18 protein-coding genes are annotated in these 23192 nt (G+C 38.3%); 10 read left to right on the top strand and 8 right to left on the bottom strand.

What is annotated here, in order from left to right; genetic code table 11:
- Window positions 1–55: 55 nt before the first annotated feature.
- On the bottom strand, window positions 56–802 hold the full coding sequence (locus tag RIV7116_RS17140) for a DUF4437 domain-containing protein (protein WP_198287540.1): 747 nt from the start codon (window positions 800–802) through the stop codon (window positions 56–58).
- A gap of 309 nt (window positions 803–1111) precedes the next feature.
- Window positions 1112–1816: a rhomboid family intramembrane serine protease gene (locus RIV7116_RS17135; RefSeq protein ID WP_044291960.1), complete on the bottom strand. Its 705-nt coding sequence runs from the start codon at window positions 1814–1816 to the stop codon at window positions 1112–1114.
- A gap of 184 nt (window positions 1817–2000) precedes the next feature.
- Here RIV7116_RS17135 and RIV7116_RS17130 point away from each other — a divergent pair, with 184 nt between their 5' ends.
- Entirely contained in the window at window positions 2001–4169 is a 2169-nt protein-coding gene (locus tag RIV7116_RS17130) for a serine/threonine-protein kinase (protein WP_015119563.1), read from the top strand.
- Window positions 4170–4318: 149 nt separating this feature from the next.
- Here the strand turns inward: RIV7116_RS17130 and RIV7116_RS17125 are convergent, their stop codons facing one another.
- Window positions 4319–5512: a Coenzyme F420 hydrogenase/dehydrogenase, beta subunit C-terminal domain gene (locus tag RIV7116_RS17125; RefSeq protein ID WP_015119562.1), complete on the bottom strand. Its 1194-nt coding sequence runs from the start codon at window positions 5510–5512 to the stop codon at window positions 4319–4321.
- 157 nt (window positions 5513–5669) lie between these two features.
- On the opposite strand from RIV7116_RS17125, the gene RIV7116_RS17120 reads away from it, so the two are divergent.
- Entirely contained in the window at window positions 5670–6074 is a 405-nt protein-coding gene (locus tag RIV7116_RS17120; RefSeq protein ID WP_015119561.1) for a hypothetical protein, read from the top strand.
- Window positions 6075–6334: 260 nt separating this feature from the next.
- Here the strand turns inward: RIV7116_RS17120 and RIV7116_RS17115 are convergent, their stop codons facing one another.
- Window positions 6335–7402, bottom strand: a complete 1068-nt coding sequence (locus tag RIV7116_RS17115; protein WP_015119560.1) for a hypothetical protein — start codon at window positions 7400–7402, stop codon at window positions 6335–6337.
- A gap of 1479 nt (window positions 7403–8881) precedes the next feature.
- Here RIV7116_RS17115 and RIV7116_RS17110 point away from each other — a divergent pair.
- From RIV7116_RS17110 to RIV7116_RS17095, 4 genes are all read left to right on the top strand, one after another.
- Complete coding sequence (locus RIV7116_RS17110; protein WP_015119559.1) at window positions 8882–10318, top strand: glycoside hydrolase 100 family protein; 1437 nt, start codon at window positions 8882–8884, stop codon at window positions 10316–10318.
- Window positions 10319–10610: 292 nt separating this feature from the next.
- Complete coding sequence (locus tag RIV7116_RS17105; protein ID WP_015119558.1) at window positions 10611–11990, top strand: 16S rRNA (cytosine(967)-C(5))-methyltransferase; 1380 nt, start codon at window positions 10611–10613, stop codon at window positions 11988–11990.
- A 47-nt stretch (window positions 11991–12037) separates the two neighbouring features.
- Window positions 12038–12460: a TerB family tellurite resistance protein gene (locus tag RIV7116_RS17100; RefSeq protein ID WP_015119557.1), complete on the top strand. Its 423-nt coding sequence runs from the start codon at window positions 12038–12040 to the stop codon at window positions 12458–12460.
- A 382-nt stretch (window positions 12461–12842) separates the two neighbouring features.
- Window positions 12843–13559, top strand: coding sequence for a PEP-CTERM sorting domain-containing protein (locus RIV7116_RS17095; RefSeq protein WP_015119556.1), 717 nt, complete (start codon window positions 12843–12845; stop codon window positions 13557–13559).
- A 101-nt stretch (window positions 13560–13660) separates the two neighbouring features.
- On the opposite strand, the gene psb35 is transcribed toward RIV7116_RS17095, so the two are convergent.
- Together psb35 and RIV7116_RS17085 are read right to left on the bottom strand one after the other, a co-directional pair.
- Window positions 13661–13870, bottom strand: coding sequence for a photosystem II assembly protein Psb35 (gene psb35, locus RIV7116_RS17090; protein ID WP_015119555.1), 210 nt, complete (start codon window positions 13868–13870; stop codon window positions 13661–13663).
- A 204-nt stretch (window positions 13871–14074) separates the two neighbouring features.
- On the bottom strand, window positions 14075–16786 hold the full coding sequence (locus tag RIV7116_RS17085) for a transglycosylase domain-containing protein (protein ID WP_015119554.1): 2712 nt from the start codon (window positions 16784–16786) through the stop codon (window positions 14075–14077).
- A 241-nt stretch (window positions 16787–17027) separates the two neighbouring features.
- Here RIV7116_RS17085 and folK point away from each other — a divergent pair, with 241 nt between their 5' ends.
- Both folK and RIV7116_RS17075 read left to right on the top strand, forming a co-directional pair.
- On the top strand, window positions 17028–17513 hold the full coding sequence (folK, locus tag RIV7116_RS17080) for a 2-amino-4-hydroxy-6-hydroxymethyldihydropteridine diphosphokinase (protein WP_015119553.1): 486 nt from the start codon (window positions 17028–17030) through the stop codon (window positions 17511–17513).
- Window positions 17514–17600: 87 nt separating this feature from the next.
- Window positions 17601–18149 carry an NUDIX hydrolase gene (locus RIV7116_RS17075; RefSeq protein WP_015119552.1) on the top strand — a complete coding sequence of 183 codons (549 nt, stop codon included), beginning with the start codon at window positions 17601–17603 and terminating at the stop codon, window positions 18147–18149.
- 1770 nt (window positions 18150–19919) lie between these two features.
- Here the strand turns inward: RIV7116_RS17075 and RIV7116_RS17070 are convergent.
- The gene (locus RIV7116_RS17070; RefSeq protein WP_015119550.1) at window positions 19920–20849 is read right to left on the bottom strand and encodes a YihY/virulence factor BrkB family protein; all 930 of its coding nucleotides are present in this window, start codon (window positions 20847–20849) and stop codon (window positions 19920–19922) included.
- A gap of 137 nt (window positions 20850–20986) precedes the next feature.
- Here RIV7116_RS17070 and RIV7116_RS17065 point away from each other — a divergent pair, with 137 nt between their 5' ends.
- Both RIV7116_RS17065 and RIV7116_RS17060 read left to right on the top strand, forming a co-directional pair.
- On the top strand, window positions 20987–21796 hold the full coding sequence (locus tag RIV7116_RS17065; RefSeq protein WP_044291007.1) for a potassium channel family protein: 810 nt from the start codon (window positions 20987–20989) through the stop codon (window positions 21794–21796).
- A gap of 288 nt (window positions 21797–22084) precedes the next feature.
- Window positions 22085–22456 carry a zinc ribbon domain-containing protein gene (locus RIV7116_RS17060; protein WP_015119548.1) on the top strand — a complete coding sequence of 124 codons (372 nt, stop codon included), beginning with the start codon at window positions 22085–22087 and terminating at the stop codon, window positions 22454–22456.
- 8 nt (window positions 22457–22464) lie between these two features.
- Here RIV7116_RS17060 and RIV7116_RS17055 read toward each other — a convergent pair whose 3' ends face one another.
- Window positions 22465–23061 carry a GNAT family N-acetyltransferase gene (locus tag RIV7116_RS17055; RefSeq protein WP_015119547.1) on the bottom strand — a complete coding sequence of 199 codons (597 nt, stop codon included), beginning with the start codon at window positions 23059–23061 and terminating at the stop codon, window positions 22465–22467.
- Window positions 23062–23192: the final 131 nt, after the last annotated feature.

The following is a 23192-nucleotide window of genomic DNA, read 5'->3' as shown; positions in this document are numbered from 1 at the left end:
GATAAAAGGTACGTCACGAGTAAGCAGCCGTTGTGATTGCGCGAATCGAGCGCGGCTACTTTTTCGACTGCGCCTGAATGATATCAAACTTGCCATCCGTGCGTACATAGATGATGCTTTCGTCTTTCGCATTAGACGAGACTTTATGCACCGACTCTCCTTTCGAGCCGAAATAGCTGCCCGGAACCAAAGTCTTAACGTCAGTCTCATTTGACACTTGGTACTGTGGTTGACCCTGGATTACTACAGCGCGGAATGTTGAGCCGTTGCTACGTATATTTCCAGTGAATCCAGCTGGTAGCTTGACAAGGGTTCCGTTCAACTGACCGTCCTGTGGGCTGTCCCAAAGAAAGGCTACCTTTGCTCCATTTTTAGAAGCTGGCATTCCGGGTTTATCCACCCAAACAATGTTCGATGTGTCCACGTTAATCGGCTTGTCTTCGCTTTGAAACGCCTTCTCAGGAGGAAGGACGAGATACGGTCCGTTGTCGATTTCTATGTACGCCAGGTTTTTGCTGCCCTCGGCAGCGGTAATGTGTACACCTCCGGCTGGCTGAGTCCAGAAAGAACCCGTTGGCATCCACATCTTTTCGGCATTCGGGTCATCGTTGTGAATGGTGCCGCTAATGGCCACTCCTCGGTAGGTGATATTGTGAATGTGAGGTGGCGACGAGAAGCCGTCTACAAACTGAACGAGAAAGCCTGATGGTTCGGAGCCAGTGCGATCGCCCCAAAGAGTACCAGCCCTCGGGCTATTGTCGCCGCGAGCGGGGTTGAGCGGTCCCCATTCTATTTCGGACATCAAGACAACCTCGGAGGTTTGCTCTACTTCGGGTTTCGGAGTGATGCTGTTGGATGCTACTTGCGAGCCAGTGCAGGCGGCGATTAGGACGCTTATAAGTGCCAGTGCTAGAAACTTTCTCATATTAGGTGTTCCATGTTGATTGCTAAATATTAAGTTAAACCTAATGCTTTCATGGATTTTCCCCTCAAAGAACAGTTGATTTATAAAAATTCAATGTTTTGATTATTCCTGCTATTTAATGCAATTACAATAGCTTATGAATCTAGTATAAATAATCATTACTCTTCACAAAAAACAAACCGATAATCAAAGCTTCATTATCATCATCAAAACCACACCAATCGGCAAACCCGCACCGTAAGCTAAATAACCAGTGCCGATGGGATTAACGCCACCGGGAACATTTAAACCGCCAATACCGTAAAATAACTGTTGCACAAACCACCAGAAACAGTAGAAAAAAGCCGGTAGTTCGACGGGGATATACAAAATCACCAACGGTAAAATAGAGTCAATTTTAACCTTGGGAAATTTATAAACATATGCTCCCAAAACAGATGCAATTACACCGTTGGTACCAACCAAAGGTATGCTCAAACTTGGCTCAACCACAATTTGCACTATCCCGGTCAAAAAACCGCAAAATAGATAAAATAATAAAAAACGTCCGTTACCAATGATTTTCTCCAAAGTATTGCCGAAAACCCACAAAAATATTAAATTACTCACAATTTGACTGTAGCTAGCATGAACGAACATTCCCGAAAATATTGACAGCGTACCCCAAAACACAACTAACCAAGCTGCCGGATTTCCTGCGATCGCGCTATTAAATGCCGTACTAACTTGTTCTGGAATCAAACCCCAATAATTGACAAAACTAGCTAATTCACCATTAATCTCTAGTTTTACTTCCCATAAAAATAAAGCAATATTTATACCAATCAAAAACCATACTACTAAAGGTTTTTTATTCGTCAGAAGAAACAGTTTATCGCCGATAGGTATCATAAATAAATTAGGAGCTAAATTTTTAGCGGACATCCTGCCCGCGTATTGTATACAAATTAAATACGCAAAAACCTAGTAAATAAAAATAATCTGATATTGGTAACTTGGTAACTGATAACCGTTTCCTGATACTGATATAGCAAGATTGAATTCAGTTGATGCCGCAATAAACAAGGTAAGCCAAATGTTGGGAAATACACTTGTTGGAAGATACCAAATAATAAGTAATTTGGGAGGTGGGGGATTTGGCGAAACCTTTGTAGCTTACGATACGCATTTGCCTGGTTCTCCAAAATGTGTTGTTAAAAAGCTCAAACCCCAAGCCAACGATCCGACTACATTGCAAACAGCAAGACGTTTGTTTGATACAGAAGCACAGGTTTTATATAGATTGGGAATACACGAACGTATTCCTCAGCTTTTAGCTTATTTTGAAGAAAATCAGGAGTTTTATCTAGTACAGGAATATATTTACGGTAACGATTTAAATGAAGAAATAAAACCTGGAAAATCTATAAGCGAAAACCAAGCTATTTCCCTTTTAAAAGAGATACTAGAAATCTTAGAATTTGTCCATCAGCAAAAGGTAATTCATCGAGATATTAATCCTAGAAATATTCTCAGAGATGATAAAGATGGAAAATTGGTTTTAATTGATTTTGGTGCGGTTAAACAAATTACGACTCAGGTTGTTTCTGCGGGCAATAAAACTCAAGTTACCGTAGCTATTGGTACTCCAGGATATATTCCCGGCGAACAAGCCCAGGGCGAACCAAGATATAGTAGCGATATTTATGCTTTGGGGATAATGTGCATCACAGCACTCACGGGATTATCTCCCGAAGAATTGGAAAAGGATGACGATACCAATGAAATTATTTGGCAAGAATACGCCCAAGTGACTCCGCAATTAGCTGAAATTTTAGATAAAATGGTGCGTTATGATTTTCGAGTGCGTTATGCTTCAGCAACTCAGGCATTAGAAGCACTGGAGATATTAAATACACAAAATACACATATAAATCAACCATCGGTTTCTAACACGATGGTATTGAATGTTGCATCTTATTCTCAAACTTTCAAGCCTCGTAAGAAGATAAACTTTAAAAAAATAATTTATAAAGCCTTGATGGCAATGTTGTTAACCGGAATGGGGGCAACAGCATCTATATATATTATTAACAGTATTAATTCTGCTAACGCTGGCGATTTATATAAAAAAGCAAATACATTTTATGAACTACAGCGCTATGAAGATGCGTTGGATAATTACAAACAAGCTATAGAAATTAAGCCAGAATACGCTCAAGCATGGAACGGACAAGGGAGAGTACTTTACGAGTTGAATTCACACAAAGAAGCTTTATCGGCATATGATAAAGCAATTGAAATTGAGCCAAACTATCAAGAATCTTGGAGAGGTAGAGGGTTTGTCTTAAATAAGTTAAAGAGATATCAAGAAGCAATTTACTCTTTCGACAAAGCTTTGAAATTAAAGCCAGAATCTCCAAAAGTTTTGAACGCGAGGGGAGAAGCTTTGAGAAATTTGAAGAGATATGATGAAGCCATACAGTCTTATGATAAAGCAGTAGAGCTACAGCCAGAATATGACCAAGCCTGGTATAACAAAGCTTGGGTTTTATATAATTTAAAACGCTATAAAGATGCCCTGGCAACTTACGAACAAGTGATTAGGTTAAAGCCAAATAACGAGCTTGCTTGGTACAACAGTGGAAATGCTTTAGTTAATTTAAATCGCCAAAGAGATGCTTTAAAAGCTTATTCAAAAGCAGTACAGTACAAACCCAGTTTTTACCAAGCTTGGTTATCAAGAGGAAACATACTCATAACCTTACGTCGCTATCCCGAAGCAGTCGAATCTTTTCAAGAAGTATTGAAATATCAGCCCAATAACTTTGATGCACTCTACTCCAAAGGTTGGGCACTACATCAAATGCAGCGCTACGAACAAGCAGTAGCATCATACGATAAAGCGATCGCGCAACGAAGAAACAGCTATAAAGTATGGTATTCTCGCGGCAACTCAGTTTATAAATTGCAGAAATATCCAGAAGCCTTATCAGCTTACAATCGCGCAATTCGCTATAAAAAAGACCATTCCGAAAGTTGGTACAGCAAAGGTAATACTTTGTTTAATTTAGGAAAAGATGAAGAAGCATTAGCAGCCTACAACACGGCAATTAAATATAATCCAGATTACCGCGAAGCCATCAAAGCGAAGAAGAATATAGAAGAAATATTAGAAGACAAAGACAAAGAACAAGAAAAAGAAAAAGAGCAAGAAGAAAACAAAGATAAGAAAACCGGATTTTGGAATTTTTTGAGAAGGTGAAAATTAGGAATTGGGGATTGGGGATTGGGAATTGGGAATTGGAAATTAGGGATTGGGAATTGGGCATTGGGCATCAGGCATGAGTGTTTGCAAAATGCTTCCCCCTCTCCCCCCTCTTCCCCCTCTTCCCCCTCTACTCCTTCTAACTCCTAATCGGGTAACTCATACTGCTCCACAATCCGTTTTGCAAACTCAGGAACGTGATTATCTAACTTTTCGGGATGATTACGCTTGGTATATAAATAATTCCGCGTAAAGTGGGAATCTATGGAAAAGCGAGCATATTCCAAACCTTTTGGTCCAATTTTCTCAATTACCACACCCATTAATTTCGCCGCCCACATGGGAAGAGTTACGCCTTTATCGTAGGCAGGAATGCTTTGCTGTACGGCAGCTTGACGATTCCCTTGAGACATTACCTCTTGAACGTCAATTTGGTCTTTCACTAAATCGAGCATTTCTTTACCGCGCTCGTTTCTGACCACAATCCACTGCCAACCAAACGGTGCCCCCATATACCCAACTACAATATCAGCAAGTGAATTTACGTAGTCGAAACAGCTCATGCAAGAAGGAGCAAACACATCTTTAAGCTTATTAGTTTTCAAACCAAAGAAAGGCACAGTTTCGGTTGAACCATCTTCATGCTTAAAATGCACTCGAAAATCTTGCATAAATTCGTAATGCACTACCGTATCGGGTGACTTACTTGTAGTTTCAAGGAACTTTTGCAATCCGGCACGAGTAACGTTATCAACGCAAGGAGTGCCTAATACATAAAGCTTTTCCAAACCAAGCTGTTTTTCTACAGCACGTAATGCTTGAATTTGACAACCAACACCAATTACCAATAGCCGCTTCATTCCGGATTTTTCAACTTGTTCTAATACCGAAAGATTTGGCGAAAGAGTCGGCTTATTAACTTTGGCTGCTAGCACCTCTTCCGGCGTGCGAGCAATAACCGGCATTGGTTGAAACCTGTCTTCCTGGGTATTTTGTACGCAAACAACACCTTCCACAATGCCGCGATTGAGCATTTCAATGGCAATAGAGCTAACAATACCCGTCCACTGGGCACCCGGAATTGGCTCTTTTTTCCGCGCTGCCATCATCTCCTGCTGAACCCCGAAATAAAGTTCGTCGGCATTATCAAGATTGCGCGATCGCGAATGACTTTGCTCTTCAAGCTCCGCTATTTGTTGATTGAGAAAAGCACAGGCTTCTTTAACATAGTGGACGTAATACGTATCGCAAAGTCCGCACTCGCTACATAATTCCTTTGCTGGGCGGGGGCTTCCGGGTTTGAGGGCTTTGGCTTTTTTGTGAGGGAGCGTAGAAGTCATTATTAAGCGCAGTTTATTAACCTGAAGAATAAGATAGCCCAAGCCGAGACTTCAAACAAACTTTATTGTTAGATTGTAATATTTCATTGTTTTTCCCCGGACAGTCATAAGTCGATTTGTTTAACATATAGGTAATATTTATTACTTGTATATAGTTATGACTAAAAACACTGAAAGTATAAAAGATAAAGCTGAAGGTGCAGCATTAGTTGCCGGAGGAACAGCCGCAGGTGCAGGTGCATCAGCAGTAGTAGGAGGTATGGGATTAGTCGGAGGATTTGGAGGTATAGCAATTGGTGTAGCTCCCATTGCAGCAGCAGGTGCAGTCGTAGGTTCAGCTGCTTATGGAGCTAAGAAAGCAATAGAAGAACAAGATGCTACAGCTTTAGGTGCAGTAGCAGGTGGAGCAGCAGCAGGTGCCGGAGTTGCTGCAACAGTTGGGGGAATGGGTTTAGCAGTTGGTGGAACTGCTGTTGCAATTGGAACTGCTCCGGTAGTTGCAGCAGGTGCGGTTGTAGGATTAGCTACTTATGGTTTGAACAAGTGGTTTAAAAAAAAGTAATTTCAAAGCATCAAACAAGTCGAGCAAAGCAGTCTGTACAAGAGGCAGAGCCTCAAAAAAAGACATTCCAAGGCAGAGACTTGGAACGAGGTATGCCCCGAATTTAGCCTACGCAGGTAGGCTTTGCTTCCATAGCCCCACTCTTCTAGAGTGAGGATGATTTAGCTACAAAATGAATTTTTCTAGTCCTCTTTCAGAGGACTTTTGCTATTAGACTGGGATTTGCAATTCCAGACGAGTTCGTAATTTCAATCAAAATTCTAAACAACTTCGGCTGCCATTTCTTCTTTACAACCCAAACTTCTACGCTCTTTAAAAAACGCCTGCTTCATTCCTTGAGTATAAGGCTTTATTAAATCTTTTTGTGCGGAATCTAAACGACTTTCTATTTCATTAGCTAATACTTCACACCAATTCTTAGTTAATTCCCATTTGATTTCAACACCTTCAACAACCATCGCACATAAAGGAACTAGTTCCTGTTCAATTGGCTCCATATTTTGTTCTAAAAAACATAATAATATGTAAGCCTGAAACATATTTAAATCGCGAATACATGAATGAGATATACCGTTATCGGTTAACTTTCCCCTTCTACTGCGATTATTCGGCAACAATTCAGTTAACTTACGATAAACTGATTGAGCAATTTCTGGAGAATTCGGCATCATTTGTTCTACAAGCTTCAATTCTGGTGAATTTAATTCATAATTAGCAGCATGAGAACATACTCGTTGCCAAGGCATTGCTACTTGTTCTTCGACAAATTTAAAATATGGAGCTAACAATACCTGTTCTACTTTTGTTAACCGTTTTAACATTAATTTATTAGTAAAATTTAACTGCGAAGTCATAAAACCAAGACTGCGCCAATCCTTTGAGGCTACATGTTGCTCTTGAAATACAATCAATATCGGTTCTAAAGCGTATGCTAGTTCTTCAACTGCTGGTATAACCCACTGAGAAAGAGAATTATTTTCTACTTCTATTTTTGATGATTGCTGCTGATAAATTTCTAGTAATTTTCTATAAACGCGAAAAGCAAATTTTGTAATACGTCTTGCTTCTGTTAAATCTAAAACGTTAGGGATATAGCTGTAGAGATTTTTCGTTTGTATCCATCCCATCTGACAATTTATATCCAGCATTTTATCTTTCAACTTATTAGTTGTAGATTCTCTACCCTGTGGTGCTGCTGCTTTTAATAATTCATCACAGGATGAAGAATCTCCTAGCAAGAAAGATACTTCCGGGGTATAACGTCGCGCCCAGAGATTCAGCAAGCGTTCGGATGAAGGTGTTTTTGTAATTTCAGAAGCTTTTAGCATGTATTACTCCTCTGTATTTTTATGCGTTTAATAAAAAAGCTGTAATAAATTATCTCTAAATCGTTGTTATGTATTTTGTACAAATATGATGTTAAATATAGTGTAAATATAATACAAGCCAAATTAATTAAATTATTAGCTGATTTTGATGAAAATATCTTGTTTTGATATTTTTATATTGCTCTAATTTTGCTCCAAACTAGATTTGTCAAGGGTTTAACTCTATTTTGTCTCGTATTCCGCCTATATAAATCTTGCTAGTCTATATAAGAAAATACCTAACGAAGTTGCTGTTCATCTCTACAATCAGCAAAATATAATTTATGTATAAACACTGAAGCATGTATATACATACCAGTATAAACTTTCCTTATAAAACTGTAGTTCTACAAACAACAATCTTTCAAAATATTGATTTATAAAAACTTTATCAGATTTATATCATACTTTATCAATTCTTCGTATAGTTGATAGTTGAAAACCTTGAACAAGTTTTAAGATTTGATATAATTTCTGTAGCAACGGTTACAGAAGACCGTTATTTTTTTTGTTAATTATCGCTGCTTTAGCGTTAGTGCATAAGTCTTATGACTTAGCGGCTGTTCTTATTGTCGGGGTCGATTTTAACTATATGCAATGTATTAAATTTTTTCAGCTTAGTATTGTATGTCTAAATAATTGGAAAATTTAAATAGCATACTCATATGCATACGCAACTATTTTGTCTTAACTGCCAGACTAGAAAATATTTTTGTAGTTTTATATACAGTTAAAATTTGCAGTTTTTTTTATAGTTGCAATTATTGCCAAAATAGTATACTTAATCCAATTTAATATACCGCCGATCAAAAATAGTCAAAACGAATTTGTAAGAAATTTATTGGGATTTTAGTCTATAAAAATATAGTTACTTTGTGCATATTTTATTATAGGCTTTAAATATATTTTTATACTAACTAAGATTCGTTTTATAATGCATTTTTTAATTGAAATTTAAGCTAATTTTAGTTATATTTTTCTGTTGCAATTTATGCATTTGGCTGAAAGTATATTGATACAAACTATGAAAAATCAACATAAAACTATTTAGCTAGCAATTATTTTATCTTTATTTTCTAGTAGTAATTATAGAAAAAAAGCTAATATTGTTGCAAAATGTAAAAAATTGTTATAATTTTTAATTATGCAGCTAAATAAATAAATCCGACTTTTATTTTCGCAATTTTGGGTGTCATTACTCAGACATATTTATATTCTATTCAAGTAAGTAACAGAGAAACGAATTGTTTTTGCTTAGTCAGATGAATAGTGTAAGGCAACAAACAATAGGCTTGCTTATTATTTGTATTCAAGTATCAGAATAATGTCATACATATTGATATTTTTGAAAAAATGACCCTATTACTAAAATAGTAGGGGAATCTATAAATAGCTTGTATGAATTAAATAAATCGCACATTAAAGGGAGTTGAGCTAGATATGCAATTAGAAGACTCAAAAGCAATTCAAAAAGTAGAAGAAGAAGCATGGGAAGTACTACAGAAAACTATTATTTACTTTAAAGGTCGTCCTATTGGTACGGTTGCAGCTTTAGACGGAAGTGTAGATGCATTAAATTACGACCAATGTTTTGTTAGAGATTTTGCTTCATCTGCTCTGCTTTTTCTGATTAAAGGAGAAACAGATATAGTCCGTAATTTTTTAGAAGAAACTTTAAAATTGCAGCCTACCGATAACCAGTTGGATGCTTACAAACCAGGTCAAGGTTTGATGCCAGCTAGTTTCAAAGTTGTATCTAAGAATGGAGAAGAATATTTAGAAGCTGATTTTGGCGAACATGCCATAGCAAGAGTTACACCAATTGATTCTTGTTTATGGTGGCTGATAATATTACGTGCTTATGTAGTTGCCACAAAAGATTATTCGCTGATATATCAACCGGAATTTCAAACAGGTATTGGATTAATTTTAGAACTTTGTTTGGCAACTCGTTTTGATATGTATCCAACTCTATTGGTTCCCGATGGAGCCTGCATGATTGATAGACGTTTGGGTATTTACGGACATCCTTTAGAAATTCAATCTTTATTTTATGCAGCATTGCGTGCGGCAAGGGAAATGTTGATTTGTCATGGCAACCAAGATTTGGTGATTGCTATTGATAATCGCTTGCCTATTTTACGCGCTCATATTCGCAAACATTATTGGATAGATATTAAACGTCTTAACGCTATTTATCGTTATAAAGGTGAAGAGTACGGTAAAGAAGCTGTTAACCAATTTAATATATATGTAGATTCCCTTCCTTATTACGAATTAGATAAATGGTTGCCGAAAAAAGGTGGTTATTTAGCTGGAAATGTTGGTCCATCGCAGTTGGATACTCGTTTCTTTTCGTTAGGAAATTTAATGGCAGTTATTTGCGATTTGGCAAGTGAAGAACAGTCTGATGCCATTATGACTCTTATTGAAAAGAGATGGGAAGATTTAGTCGGAGATATGCCGATGAAAATTACTTTCCCCGCATTAGAAAATGAAGAATATAGACTAATAACTGGATGCGACCCTAAGAATATTCCTTGGTCTTATCATAATGGTGGAAACTGGCCAGTTTTAATGTGGATGTTGACTGCTGCGGCAATCAAAACTAATAAAATATGTATTGCAGAGCGAGCTATTCATATTGCTCAGTTACGACTTCAAGAAGACGAATGGCCAGAATATTACGATGGTAAGCGAGGAAGATTAATTGGTAAACAATCCAGAAAATATCAAACTTGGACAATTGCTGGGTTGTTATTGGCTAAAGAGATGATTAAAGAACCATCTCACTTATCATTAATGAGTTTTGAGCCATTTACTATTGAAGAAGCTTCTAGAGCTTGCGAATTTGAAATTGATAGCTTTGATGCTTAGAATTTGGTAATTGGTAATTGGTAATTGGTAATTGGTAATTGGGCATTGGGCATTGGGCATTGGGAAAAATAAATTACTAATAATTTTCAACATCCTTCTCACACATGTAAAGTAAAGTGAGGAGGATTATTTTTTGTATTGGGGGATTGGGAATTGGTAATTGGTAATTGGTAATTGGTAATTGGATATTAGGAATCATTATTTATTCTTCTCCCTCCCTCCCCTTCTTCCCCTTCTTCCCCTTCTTCCCCCTCTCCTCTCTCCCCTCTCCCCTCTCCCCTCTCCCACCCCCATGACTACTTCCCGTCAACAAGCGTTATTAGCACTAAAAGATGTCCACAAAGGGGCTTATGCTGACGTAGCATTGGATAGAGTGCTACGAAAAGTTGATTTGCCAAATAACGAACGCCGCTTGGTGACTGAGTTGGTTTACGGTAGCGTTAGAAGACAGCGAACCCTTGATGCAATTATCGATAAATTAGCTCGCAAAAAATCCCATCAGCAACCTTTACTGCTCCGCTGCATTTTACATTTAGGTTTATATCAACTGCAATTTCAAGAACGAATTCCTGATAGTGCTGCTGTAAATACTACCGTTCAATTAGCTAAGGATAACGGTTTTTCTGGTCTTTCTGGTTTTGTGAATGGTTTGTTACGAAGCTATATTCGACTTCAGGAAGAGTTACAGCAGAAAGAGGGGGAAGAGACTAAGACAAATAAAATAATTCCCATCAAATTGCCAGAAAAACAATCAGAAAGATTGGGTATTTTATATAGTTTTCCCGACTGGGTTGTAAATATATGGGTAGAACAGTTTGGTTTTTCCGAGACGGAGAAATTGTGTGAGTGGATGAATCAAACTCCGAATATTGATTTGCGAGTCAATCAACTTTGTTCTTCCATAGAAGAAGTTGAAACTGCTTTGAAAAATCAAGGTATTTCATCTCAACGAATTCCTAATTTACCCCAAGCTTTACGTTTATTAAATTCTCCTGGTGCCATTAAAAATTTACCCGGTTTTAATGAAGGATGGTGGACGGTACAAGATAGCAGCGCTCAACTGGTGAGTTATTTACTTAATCCCCAACCTCACGAAGTAATTATTGATGCTTGTGCTGCTCCAGGAGGAAAAACAACTCACATTGCCGAACTAATGGGAGATACGGGTCAAATTTACGCTTGCGATCGCACTGAGTCGCGTCTGCGTAAACTACAACAAAATACTCAACGTCTCAACTTAAAATCAGTTGAAGTTTGCCTGGGTGACAGTCGCAGTTTGACTCAATTTGAAAAATCAGCAGACAAAGTCTTACTTGATGTTCCTTGCTCCGGTTTGGGAACTCTCCACCGTCATGCTGATGCACGTTGGCGACAAACCCCGGATAATATAAAAGAACTTTGTGTACTTCAAGCAGAACTATTGTTACATAGTTCAACTTTTGTTAAGGATAGTGGCTCTTTAGTGTACTCTACTTGTACGCTTCATCCAGATGAAAACGAAGGTGCGATCAAATCCTTTTTAGAATCAAATTCTAATTGGGAAATCCAATCTCCCGATACATATTCAGCCATCCATGAATATGCAACTTCCGAAGGTTGGATTAAAGTATTGCCTCATAAACACAACATGGATGGTTTCTTTATGGTGCGCTTGAGAAAAAAGCATAATTAAAATTGTCAGATTTCGTTAAGGGAAAATTATTAAAGGAGGTGTCAACGATGGTAAGCAACCCCGAGATTAAACAGTTGTTAAAAATCTTAATTGCAGCAGCTTGGATTGATGGCAAAGTTCAGCCAGAAGAAAGAGAGTATCTTCAGCAAATAGCTAAATCAAAAGATATCGCAACAGATCCAGACATCAAACCTTGGTTGTACGGATTAGTTCCTATCAAACCAGAGGAGTGTTATCAATGGGTTGAAGAATATTTAGGCACTTCTCCTAGCGTTGAAGATTGTCAAAATTTAATTCAAGAGATTGGTGGTTTAATTTACAGTGATGGTGAAGTAGCCATTGAAGAAGCTAAATTATTAGCCAAAATACAAGACTTGTCCGCTCAAAGCGAATCAAAACAAGGAAAATTAAATATCATCCTCAAACAGGTGCAAAAAATGTACCGTCGTTGGGTTGAAGTGCAAAATTGAGAAAGAATTGTAGAGACGTAGCACTGCTACGTCTCTAAAAAGGTTAAAGGTTTCAATTCTTTATTGGGAGAAGAGTAGGGGTGAGTTAAAAACGGTATTCCATTAAGCGTGAAAATTGCTAATAACATCAATACGTTGTTCATGCGTAAGTTCTGTTATCTATTAATTATCCTAAGTTACAAAAACGGCTCGCAACGCCCCGCAATTTTTAGCTTTGTTCGCAAAAGTTGCTAAAAGTTGATAAGTGTAATTACTATTCTTAAAGCTGTAAATGTTACTTGTATGAAGAGTTGACGATACCTCTGGAAACTTTGAAAGTACTGATGTTAGGCTGCAAAGAGTTTAACAGCTACTTAGATAAAATTTTCCAGGAATAATTAATATGTTTTCAAATATCTTTAAAAAAGCAGCTTTATTTGGAGCAAGTACAGTAGCGAGCGTTGCTGTAACAGGAACCATGATGGCAAGTTCGGCTCAAGCTGCAACTATGACTTACCGTTCCGAATTTAGCGTTACTTCAAATAGTTTAAATAATGCTGATTTAATAACTGGACATTTTGATTTCAGCAAAACTGAAGAGAATAATGGTGAATTCAGCTACAAGGTGACAAGCTTTAATGCCAATGTGCTCAATGAAAGGATTACCTTGAGTGATATGAGAGCAAATCAAAATCCATTCCTTGCAATTAATCAGACTTTTGTACCAAGAAAGTATCAAACTATTTTACCAAGCGTGTTAGCAGGAGAAAGTCCTAATTATACAGGAGATGGTGATTTTGGGGAAGGAAATCTCAGTTACACTTTTGGATTTGATTTAGGAAATCCTAATTTTCAGCCGGATGACTTCGACTTTGCATTTAGCTCAGAAGATTTGGATAATGTTGCGACATTAGCATCTAACGTCATAACATCAGTTGATCCTAGTTTCACACAATTTTATGTTCCTTTTGCTTTAAGGCAAGGTGGACAAATAAATATTACAACTAAAGCAGTTCCAGAACCTGCGACAATATTCGCCCTTGGCGCTGTAGGAGTCGGATTAACAGCAACTCGTCGTAAACGTGCAAGCAAGAAAATTAAACAGAAAACAGCTGCGTAAGTCTATCTTTAATTTCTCAAAACCAAATATAAAGCTAAGTCGGAGGGGTAGCTCTCCGGCTTATTTTTTTGTTTTTGAATTAAATAAATAAATTACTCAAATTACTTTCCACCTAAACCGGGATTATCTTCTTTTTCAACTTCAGGTACAAAATCAGGACGCTTTTTACTTTCCCAACCAGCAGGACGCTTAGAATTGTACCAAGCAATCGAGCCAATACCTACAGCAGCAATAAAACCTACTACATAAACCAGCGTAAAAGCTAAAGGAAATTGAAAACCCTCATTCCCTGCTTGCATTAATAAAGACATAAACTTCCTCTCCTAAAACAGGCAACATTACCTATGAATGTATTAGATCCAGCCTACCATTTTGGGGTAAGAGGGGAGAAAGAGAGTAGGAAGAATCGGCAGTCACAACTTGATTGTAAACGGGGAGCGAGAAGCTCCCACTACCTTTCTAACTACTAACTACTAACTACTAACTGCTCACTGTTCACTGTTCACTGTTCACTGCTAACTCCCTGGCTTGAGTCTATCGCGCCAAGAAGAACCACTAGAACTTGGTGCTGCTTTTTTCCTCGCTGGTGCTGGTGCCGAACGTTTCTTGGGTTTCGGAGCTACTGAGCGTTTTCTCCTTACTGGAGCCGAACGCTTTTTCCTCACCGGCGGTGACGAGCGTCTTGTATTTCTTCTTGTAGAAGTTGGTTTAGTAGTTCTTCTCCGTCTTTGACTGCGAGATGGACTCGATCTTCTCTTGGATGAACCCGAATTTACATTACTGCGACGACGCGTTCTAGTAGTTGATTTCTGTTGGGTTCGAGTAGTGCTTCTTCTACGACGAGTTCTTCTGCTTCTAGTACGACGATTACCACCGCTGGTAGAACTATTAGTAGTAGTGCTTCTCCTTCTTCTACGTCGTGAAGAACTTCTATTAGTAGTGGTTTCGTTATCGTCGTCAGAATCGCTGCCTTTTTTAGGTATTGCTTTGGTAATAAATCTTTTGGGCTTAATTGGCTTTACTTTAATACTGGCTTTTCTTCCGCTTAACTTAGGTCTTTTGGGAAACTTCTCGACGGGCATTCCTTTAACAGCTTCCTTCATAAACTGTCGCCAAGTATAAGCAGCAGTAGTACTATCGCCGTAGGTTGGTTTGTTGTTGTCGTTACCCAACCATACACCTGTTACTAGCTGAGGAATAAAGCCAACAAACCATAAATCCCTTGCTTCATCGGTGGTACCGGTTTTACCTGCTGCCGGACGACCAATTTGAGCGCGGGTAGCTGTTCCAGATGTTACAACGTTTCTCAACATCCAGGTTGTAATGGCAGCACTATCAGCATCTAATGCTCGTTTTCCTTTAAAATCAGCAGACCAAATTACCTCGCCGTTACGACTGAGAACGCGAGTAATACCATGAGGTTTTACACGCATTCCTTCATTTGCGAAAGTACCGTAAGCACTGGTTAATTCTAATAAATTAACTTCATTAGAACCAAGAGCCATAGAAATTACTGGTTTAATTTCGGATTCAATACCCATCTTGCGGGCTAAGTCGATGGTTGGCTGGTATCCTACTTTCATTAATATTCTCACCGCGACAATATTAATTGACTTGGTGAGAGCATCTCTCATGTTTATCCAGCCCCGGAAACCTTTATCGTAGTTTTTCGGTTCGTAACCATCAACTACTATTGGTGCATCCAAATAACCATCCATCGGACTTTTTCCGGCTGCTACTGCTGCTGCGTAAACAAATCCCTTGAATGTAGAACCCGGTTGTCTTTGAGCTTGGGTGACGCGATTAAACTTGTTTTTACCGAAGTCCTTACCGCCAACCATCGCTTTAATTTCACCGTTACGGGGATCTATGGCAACCATTGCTGCTTGCTTAAATCTCTGCCAGCGTCCCTGGTTCCGTAAGGTTCTATCTACCGCAGCTTCTGCTTTCTTTTGCCAAGTTGGATTCAGGCTTGTCTCTACTACCAATCCCCCAGCTTCTAATACATCTTTCTCTACGTATTTAGGCAGTTCTTTTTGAATATAAGAAATAAAATACGGTGCTTGTATTTGATGTCTTTTAGGAAAATTAGTTTTAACAGCTAAAGATTCTGATGCTGCTTTTTGCTTTTCGGCTGCGGTAATAAAGCCATCGTCTAACATCCGTTGCAATACTAAATTGCGCCGACGTTTGGCAGCTTCCGCATTTTCCGCAGGTGAAAAAACGTTGGGAGCGGGAGCCAAACCGGCGATTGTTGCCATTTCGCCCAAACTCAAGTCAGCCAAAGGTTTAGAGAAATAAACCCAAGCCGCATCCGCTACACCATAAGCACCAGAACCTAAATACACTAGGTTCAAATACCTTTCTAAAATTTCGTCTTTGGTTAACTCTTCCTCAAGTTTCTGAGCCAAACGAATTTCTTGCAGTTTGCGATTTACCGTTTTATTACGATTCAGAAACAAAATTCGCGCTAACTGCTGCGTTATGGTACTTCCACCTTCGACTACGTCGCGCGATCGCAAGTTACTTGTAGCAGCCCGCAAAATACCTTGAGGATCGATTCCACCATGTTCGGCAAATCTCCTATCTTCGGAAGCGATAAAAGCTTGCTGCAATTTTTTGGGAATCTGTTTTATCTTCAGTTTTTCCCTCGTCGCTTCCCCCTGCTGGTACAAAATTGCACCATTACCAGCTTTAATTGTTAAAGTGTTTTCCCTAGAAGCAGCAGTTAACTGGTCTTTTGAAGGTAAAGTTTTATCAATCGACCATACCCCATAACTTACAGCCATTATGCTGCCACTGACACCCAAAGTAGTCAGAAACCAATAGCGGCGATAAAGCGGTTTGCCCTTTCCAGGAAGTTTATCAAGAACCTTGTTAGAAACCTTTTTCGCATCACCTAAAAATTGCCTAGTGTTACCTAACAGTAGCTTGGCTTTTCCCTTTAAAGTCTTAGGTGATGATTTATCAGTTGGTTCTGAACTTGGTTCTGAATCGCGCACTACTTGAACCCAATGAGGAGGAGGCGACAATTGTTTCGTAATTAAGTGCGAATCTTGCGAGTCACCTCCATCCTTCGATGCTCCCACCAACTCACTTGGAAGCGCCTCTTTTGTAATTTTTCCTGAGTCCTTACCTACTTTATCGGATTGCGAACTCGCTTTATTCTTGAATCCGTTACTCAAGCTATTTGCTCTTTGTCTGAACCAAGAGGTAAACTTCGCCACGTTAGCTCCTCCCTTCGACTAATTGCAGCCTACTAACCACCATGAAAAGCGTTACAGATTTTTGCCCCATACTCGTGTTAGTATAATATCCTATAAATTTTTAAATAGATTTACTAATTTGCAAGCTTTTCTTTAGATTTCTTATAGCTATAAACCGTATATTGCTATACTTTTTTTTAAGTAATATCAACTAATTTATCATACTGCTTTGCAATAATTTGTATATGGGAGATATATTAAATTGCATGATAGCGTCATTGCCCTTGGTAGTAATATAGGGGATTCACTGACAATTTTAGAAGCAGCTGTAAAAACTCTACATAAAATACCGGGTATTACAGGCTCAATGAAATCTAGCTGGTATCAAACCAAAGCAATTGGACCACCGCAGCCAGATTATTTAAACGGCTGCATTAGTTTACGTGCTGATATTGAACCTTTTAAGCTATTAGAAATTTTATTGCAAATCGAAAATCAATTCGGACGCGAACGAAAACAACGTTGGGGGGCGCGGACTTTAGATTTAGATTTGTTATTATACGATGACTTAATATTGCATACCCCAACTCTACAAATACCTCATCCCCGAATGACTCAAAGGGCTTTTGTGCTAGTGCCATTAGCGGAAATTGTTCCACATTGGATAGAGCCAATCAGCGGACGCACGATTAAAGAACTACTTGACGATGTAGACTGTTCCGATGTATGCCTGCTAACAAGCAATTAATTTTACCGTCATAAATTACAACAAAGTAGAAAAAAAATCAACCTTTTCGTGCAAATGATTAGTTACTAAGAGTAATTGAAATTAACTATGTCATTAGGTAGAGAATTACCGCAGCTATTAAAACAGCGCTTACTTTATAAAGGGCGAAAATTTGACTTTGAAGTCAACCGCTTGCGCTTACCGAACAAATCGGAAGGAGATTGGGAATGCATCCGCCATCCAGGTGGTGCTTTAGCTGTACCCGTAACTCCAGAGGGTAAATTAATACTTTTGCGTCAGTATCGTTTTGCAGTTGGCGGAAGACTCTTAGAATTTCCTGCCGGTACCGTAGAAGAAGGAGAAAGCCCCTTTCAAACAATTCAGCGGGAAATACAAGAAGAAACAGGTTACCGCGCCCGAAAATGGCAGAAGTTAGGAAACTTTTTCCTCGCACCTGGATATTCCGACGAGATTATCTACGCATATCTTGCTGAGGATTTGGAAAAATTAGAAGTACCGCCCAATTTAGATGAAGATGAAGATATAGAAGTTTTATTTTTCACTCCCGCAGAATTGGAGAAAGCGATTTTAGAAGGGGATGCAGTTGACTCTAAAACTATTTCGAGTCTTATCTTAGCTCGCCCTTATTTAAGCTGAAATGATTATTTTGGCGCGGATGGGAAGGTGTAGAAAATTAAGTTGAGAAAAAAACGTCTGAATATTTTTGCCAGCAAGAGTTTCAGCCATTTTACAACATTAAGCCATCCGCGGCCCTTACCCAGAGCCAGTTTCATCGATTTTCATCCAGTGCGATCGCTATTTTTTATGCTAAAATCACTTCATCCGCGCAACCGAACCTTGAAAACTATATATACAAAGCTTTTCACATCTAAGCAGTTGAAACTAACATAAATCCCTATTAGGGATTGAAACTACACCTTCTGTAAACATTCGACAATTTATTAAAGTTGAAACTAACATAAATCCCTATTAGGGATTGAAACTTACCACATAACTACAGGCAACACTTTGTGGTAAGTTGAAACTAACATAAATCCCTATTAGGGATTGAAACTGGATTTAGAAGAAGTAGGGGTACTGCATTTAAAGGTTGAAACTCACATAAATCCCTATTAGGGATTGAAACAAAGGCTTTTTTGCCACAGCAATATAAAGTCCCAGTTGAAACTCACATAAATCCCTATGAGGGATTGAAATGTATTTTATAGTTTACCCATAATGTGTCATCGCAAGCAAAGCGAAGCAACCACAGTATTTGGGATTGCTTCGCGCAGCGAACAATGACAGCTATTTCAAGAGAAATAATATCAACTATAAAAAAATAGATTCAGAAATTGAATAAATTGTTAGAAATATATCAGCGTTAAAACAATATAGATAAATAATAGGTAATTAGTGAAGAAGTTATATCAAACCGGTTTTGAATTTTAGCAAATGTCTGAAGTGCAAAGAATCAGAACTTAGCAAAATTACTCATTCTTTAATAACAAAATAGTAGAGACGTGGATTTAATTCCACGCCTGGGCAGAATTTAGTCATAAACAAATACGTACTCAAGAAAGTCGTTAGCTGTACCTGTGCCAACAGAAAACAAAATTGCAACATAGATAAACGCGAATAAAGCCAAGTTTTTGATGAATTCCATGATTAATATCTCCAAAGTTGATTTTGATTGATTTGTCAGAACATTAATTAATTAGGGATGAATGCATTTATTTATGCATGTCCTTTAGTTGTTGTTATTTAGTATGCCGAATGACTCTGAATAACTACTGATTGCTAGCTGAGGTTTCGGTAAAAGTTATCTGAGAAATATGAGAAAAGCTCAAAAATAATTTCTTGTAGGGTGCTGTGACGGCTAAAATACTTTATCTTGATTAATTAAATATTTATCAAAATGCCGTCACGCACCAATTTATTAGTAATGGTGCTTCCTGTCATATTTTGTTCGTAGCGATGGTACTCAAAAATAATTTCTTGTAGGGTGCTGTGACGGCTAAAATACTTTATCTTGATTAATTAAATATTTATCAAAATGCCGTCACGCACCAATTTATTGATAATGGTGCGTGACGGTAAATTCCTGATATTGGTTTAGAGGCGATAGGTTATCGTAACCGTCACCGCACCCTACAAATTTATCTTGATTAATTAAATATTTATCAAAATGCCGTCACGCACCAATTTATTAGTAATGGTGGGTGACGGTAAATTCCTGATATTGGTTTAGAGGCGATAGGTTATCGTAACCGTCACAGCATCCTACAAATTTATCTTGATTAATTAAATATTTATCAAAATGTCGTCACGCAGCAAATGATTAGTAATGGTGGGTGACGGTAAATTCTTGATATTGGTTTAGGGGCGATGGGTTATCGTAACCGTCGTACACCCTACATGTTTAACTCAACTTCTTTTAGGAGAATTTCTTCTATTCATGCCTTGTTTGGCTCTATCTATTTCTGGTACCCTCATTGCATTTTCATCTGGAACAATGCGAGAACCATATTTACTTGCATAAACTTGAGTAAACTCGGCACCGAAGAAAATAATTTGAGCGGCGTAGTTAATCCAAGCCAAAACTACAATCAACGAACCCGCAGCGCCGTAAGCTGAGCCAAAACTACCGTTTCCTAAATACAATCCTAAAAGCGATTTACCAATTACAAATAATAATGAAGTGATAGCCGAGCCAACCCAAACATCGTCCCAATCAATTTTGACATCCGGCATAAATTTGTAAATTATCGCGAATAAAACGGTGATGACTGCAAAAGAAATAATAAAATTACCGATTTGCCAAAGTAAATCAAATCCCGGTACTAAGCCACTGAAATAGTTAACCATAGCAGCCAAACCCGTGTTAACAATCAAAGATACTAGTAGCAAAAAGCCGACACCACCAACCATTGCAAAAGATAAAAACCGTTTGCGAAGAGTTTGTATTAAACTACGCCCTGGTTTTGGCTGTACTTCCCAAATTGTATTAAGCGCATCTTGAATTTGAGCAAACACATTACTCGCACCAAATAACAAAACCGCAATACTGATAATTGAAGCGATATTGCGCGTATCTGGTTTTTGAGCATTTTCCAATGCTGTTTGAATTACTTCCGCACCATCTTTACCCACCAAGCCTTGAATTTGGCGAACAATCTCACCTCTAGCTGCATCATCTCCAAACACAGCACCCGCGATCGCAATTGTAATAATTAATAAAGGCGCAAGAGAAAAAATCGTGTAATACGACAAAGCGGCAGCCAATCGAGAAGCTTTATCTTCATTCCATTCCTTAAAAGTTTCTTTTAATAACCTCCAAATCTGCTTTAAATTCATCAAAATTCTCCTTGTAGCGGGATGTAACCGATTAATTATTCATTGATACTAAAAAAATCTATCCTTGGGCATCTTCCCAGAGGAGTTTGTATGGCTTTCTTGAGGAAGATTTGCAATTTGATTTACAATCTTGACCGATGTCACAAATGAATCCCACAGAAAAATCTGAGTTAGAACGAGAGTTAACCGATTTTGTTCAACAACTTGATGACTGGCTGGAAATGCCGATGGTGGTGCTGGGTTTTGTATGGCTGGCGCTGTTAGTTATCGAACTAATTTGGGGGATGATTCCTTTAGTAGATGCTATTTCTACAACCATCTGGATTTTATTTATTTTTGATTTTTTTCTACGATTTAGCTTATCTCCACGCAAACTAAAATTTCTCAAAAATAACTGGCTTATAGGTATTTCTCTATTACTTCCAGCATTAAGAATTTTTCGATTTGTAAGAGTTTTGCGTTTAGCAAGAGTTGCTCGCGCTACACGCTCCTTGCGATTATTACGAATAGTCGGCTCCCTCAATCGTGGAATGCGAGCTTTAAGAGCTACTATGAGTCGGCGAAATTTTGGTTATGTTTTGGGACTAACTTTAATTGTTACCTTTGTCGGTGCTGCGGGAATGTATGCATTTGAAAGCAATTTGGCTAATGGAGAAGGAATAAAAAGCTACAGTAACGCTTTATGGTGGACGGCAATGTTGATGATAACCTACGGAGGTGACTATTCTCCCCAAACTCCTGAAGGAAGAGCATTGTGTTTTATTCTGGCTCTATATGCTTTTACAGTATTTGGATATTTTACGGCAGCAATAGCCACATTTTTTATCGGTAGAGACGCTGAAGACGAAGAAACTTCAGTAGCCAGTTCTCAATCTATTATTGCCCTACACGAAGAAATCAAAGCATTGAGAGCAGAAATTCAAGCAATGAAGAATGGTAATGGGTAATGGGTAATTGGGCATTGGGCATTGGGCATTGGGCATTGGGCATTGGGCATTGGGCATTGGGCATTGGGCATTGGGCATTGGGCATGGGGCATTGGGCATTGGGCGTTGGTACCTGTTCACGGCTCACTGCTAACTGCTCACTGTTCACTGCTCACTGCTCACTGCTAACTGCTCACTGCTCACTGCTCACTGCTAACTGCTAACTGCTCACTGTTCACTGTTCACTGCTCACTGCTAACTGATAGCAAGTTAAAATCAAGATAATCAACACTAATCTTAGTATCGGCTGTGGACACTGCAACTTGCCCTCGCTGCAAACAAAACGTAAATTCTCAGGCTGTCACTTGCCCTTATTGTCGTACCCCGCTTAAAGCTTATGGACATCCCGGAATTCCATTACATCGCGCTCAAGGGGATGATTACCTTTGCGAAACTTGTACCTACCATCTTGATGACACTTGTAACTATTCCAAACGCCCCCACGCTACAGAATGTACTCTTTATCAAAATGAAGCAGAACGCAATTTAGAATTACAAGAGAAAAATCAAAAGCCCGATTTGAATACAAGCGTTAACAATTGGATAAGACGCAATCAAAGTTTATTACTCATATTTGGCTTGCTATTAATATGCCTCCTATTAGTTTTGTCACGCTCCTAGATAACTGCTCACTGCTCACTGCTAACTTTTCCCTGTATTCTGTATTCAACTAGATTCAAAATCCTACCGCTCAAATTTCTCTTTTGATAAGTCCTCATAATTTCCCCGCCCAATTTTTCTGGTATCCTCCGGCTGGGATAATTTTCTTCATCGACTGGGTAAGTAAAATATTCGCTTTCTAGATGGGTTTCACACCAGTTTTTCATCGCTGCTATCGCTTCTAATCCGTAACCTTGGCGATGGGCTGCTTTTTTCAACCAAATACCAAATTCTGGGTGCTTGGTGTTAATGCGATGGATTCCAGCACAGCCTAAGAATTCCTGGGAATTTTTCTTTAAGATTACCAGTATCAACTCGTGTTCATTTTTCATCCCTTCCAGAGAATTTTTGATAAATGATGCTGTCTCGGTAACATTTTTTGCCGGACGAGGGTACATATAAGTTGTAATCTCTTCTGTAAAAGTCTCAAATATTGGTTTTTTATATGCTAATGATATAGATTTTAAAAGCAGGCGATCGCACTTTATTTCTACACTCAATAAACAACCATCTGCTTGCAAGCCTTGTTGAAAAATTTTGCTGATTATGTCTCTAGCTAAGTTCATTTTTTATACTCCAATATTTTAACGTAGCAGCAGACATATTATTTTAAAGCATTATATTTTGATTAAAAATTAACTAATAATCCTAAACTATCTTCGGGCAAGTATAGCTACATTGAAATAGCTCAACAAAA

Source organism: Rivularia sp. PCC 7116, assembly GCF_000316665.1.
Classification (GTDB): Bacteria; Cyanobacteriota; Cyanobacteriia; order Cyanobacteriales; family Nostocaceae; genus Rivularia.
The sequence above is the reverse complement of the archived record's forward strand: the minus strand, read 5'-3'. Positions and strand labels throughout refer to the sequence as shown.

Coding starts and splice junctions, on each gene's coding strand:
- RIV7116_RS17140 (WP_198287540.1), bottom strand. CDS start 802: ATGTCCGAAATAGAATGGGGACCGCTCAACCCCGCTCGCGGCGACAAT.
- RIV7116_RS17135 (WP_044291960.1), bottom strand. CDS start 1,816: ATGATACCTATCGGCGATAAACTGTTTCTTCTGACGAATAAAAAACCT.
- RIV7116_RS17130 (WP_015119563.1), top strand. CDS start 2,001: ATGTTGGGAAATACACTTGTTGGAAGATACCAAATAATAAGTAATTTG.
- RIV7116_RS17125 (WP_015119562.1), bottom strand. CDS start 5,512: ATGACTTCTACGCTCCCTCACAAAAAAGCCAAAGCCCTCAAACCCGGA.
- RIV7116_RS17120 (WP_015119561.1), top strand. CDS start 5,670: ATGACTAAAAACACTGAAAGTATAAAAGATAAAGCTGAAGGTGCAGCA.
- RIV7116_RS17115 (WP_015119560.1), bottom strand. CDS start 7,402: ATGCTAAAAGCTTCTGAAATTACAAAAACACCTTCATCCGAACGCTTG.
- RIV7116_RS17110 (WP_015119559.1), top strand. CDS start 8,882: ATGCAATTAGAAGACTCAAAAGCAATTCAAAAAGTAGAAGAAGAAGCA.
- RIV7116_RS17105 (WP_015119558.1), top strand. CDS start 10,611: ATGACTACTTCCCGTCAACAAGCGTTATTAGCACTAAAAGATGTCCAC.
- RIV7116_RS17100 (WP_015119557.1), top strand. CDS start 12,038: ATGGTAAGCAACCCCGAGATTAAACAGTTGTTAAAAATCTTAATTGCA.
- RIV7116_RS17095 (WP_015119556.1), top strand. CDS start 12,843: ATGTTTTCAAATATCTTTAAAAAAGCAGCTTTATTTGGAGCAAGTACA.
- psb35 (WP_015119555.1), bottom strand. CDS start 13,870: ATGTCTTTATTAATGCAAGCAGGGAATGAGGGTTTTCAATTTCCTTTA.
- RIV7116_RS17075 (WP_015119552.1), top strand. CDS start 17,601: ATGTCATTAGGTAGAGAATTACCGCAGCTATTAAAACAGCGCTTACTT.
- RIV7116_RS17070 (WP_015119550.1), bottom strand. CDS start 20,849: ATGAATTTAAAGCAGATTTGGAGGTTATTAAAAGAAACTTTTAAGGAA.
- RIV7116_RS17065 (WP_044291007.1), top strand. CDS start 20,987: ATGTCACAAATGAATCCCACAGAAAAATCTGAGTTAGAACGAGAGTTA.
- RIV7116_RS17055 (WP_015119547.1), bottom strand. CDS start 23,061: ATGAACTTAGCTAGAGACATAATCAGCAAAATTTTTCAACAAGGCTTG.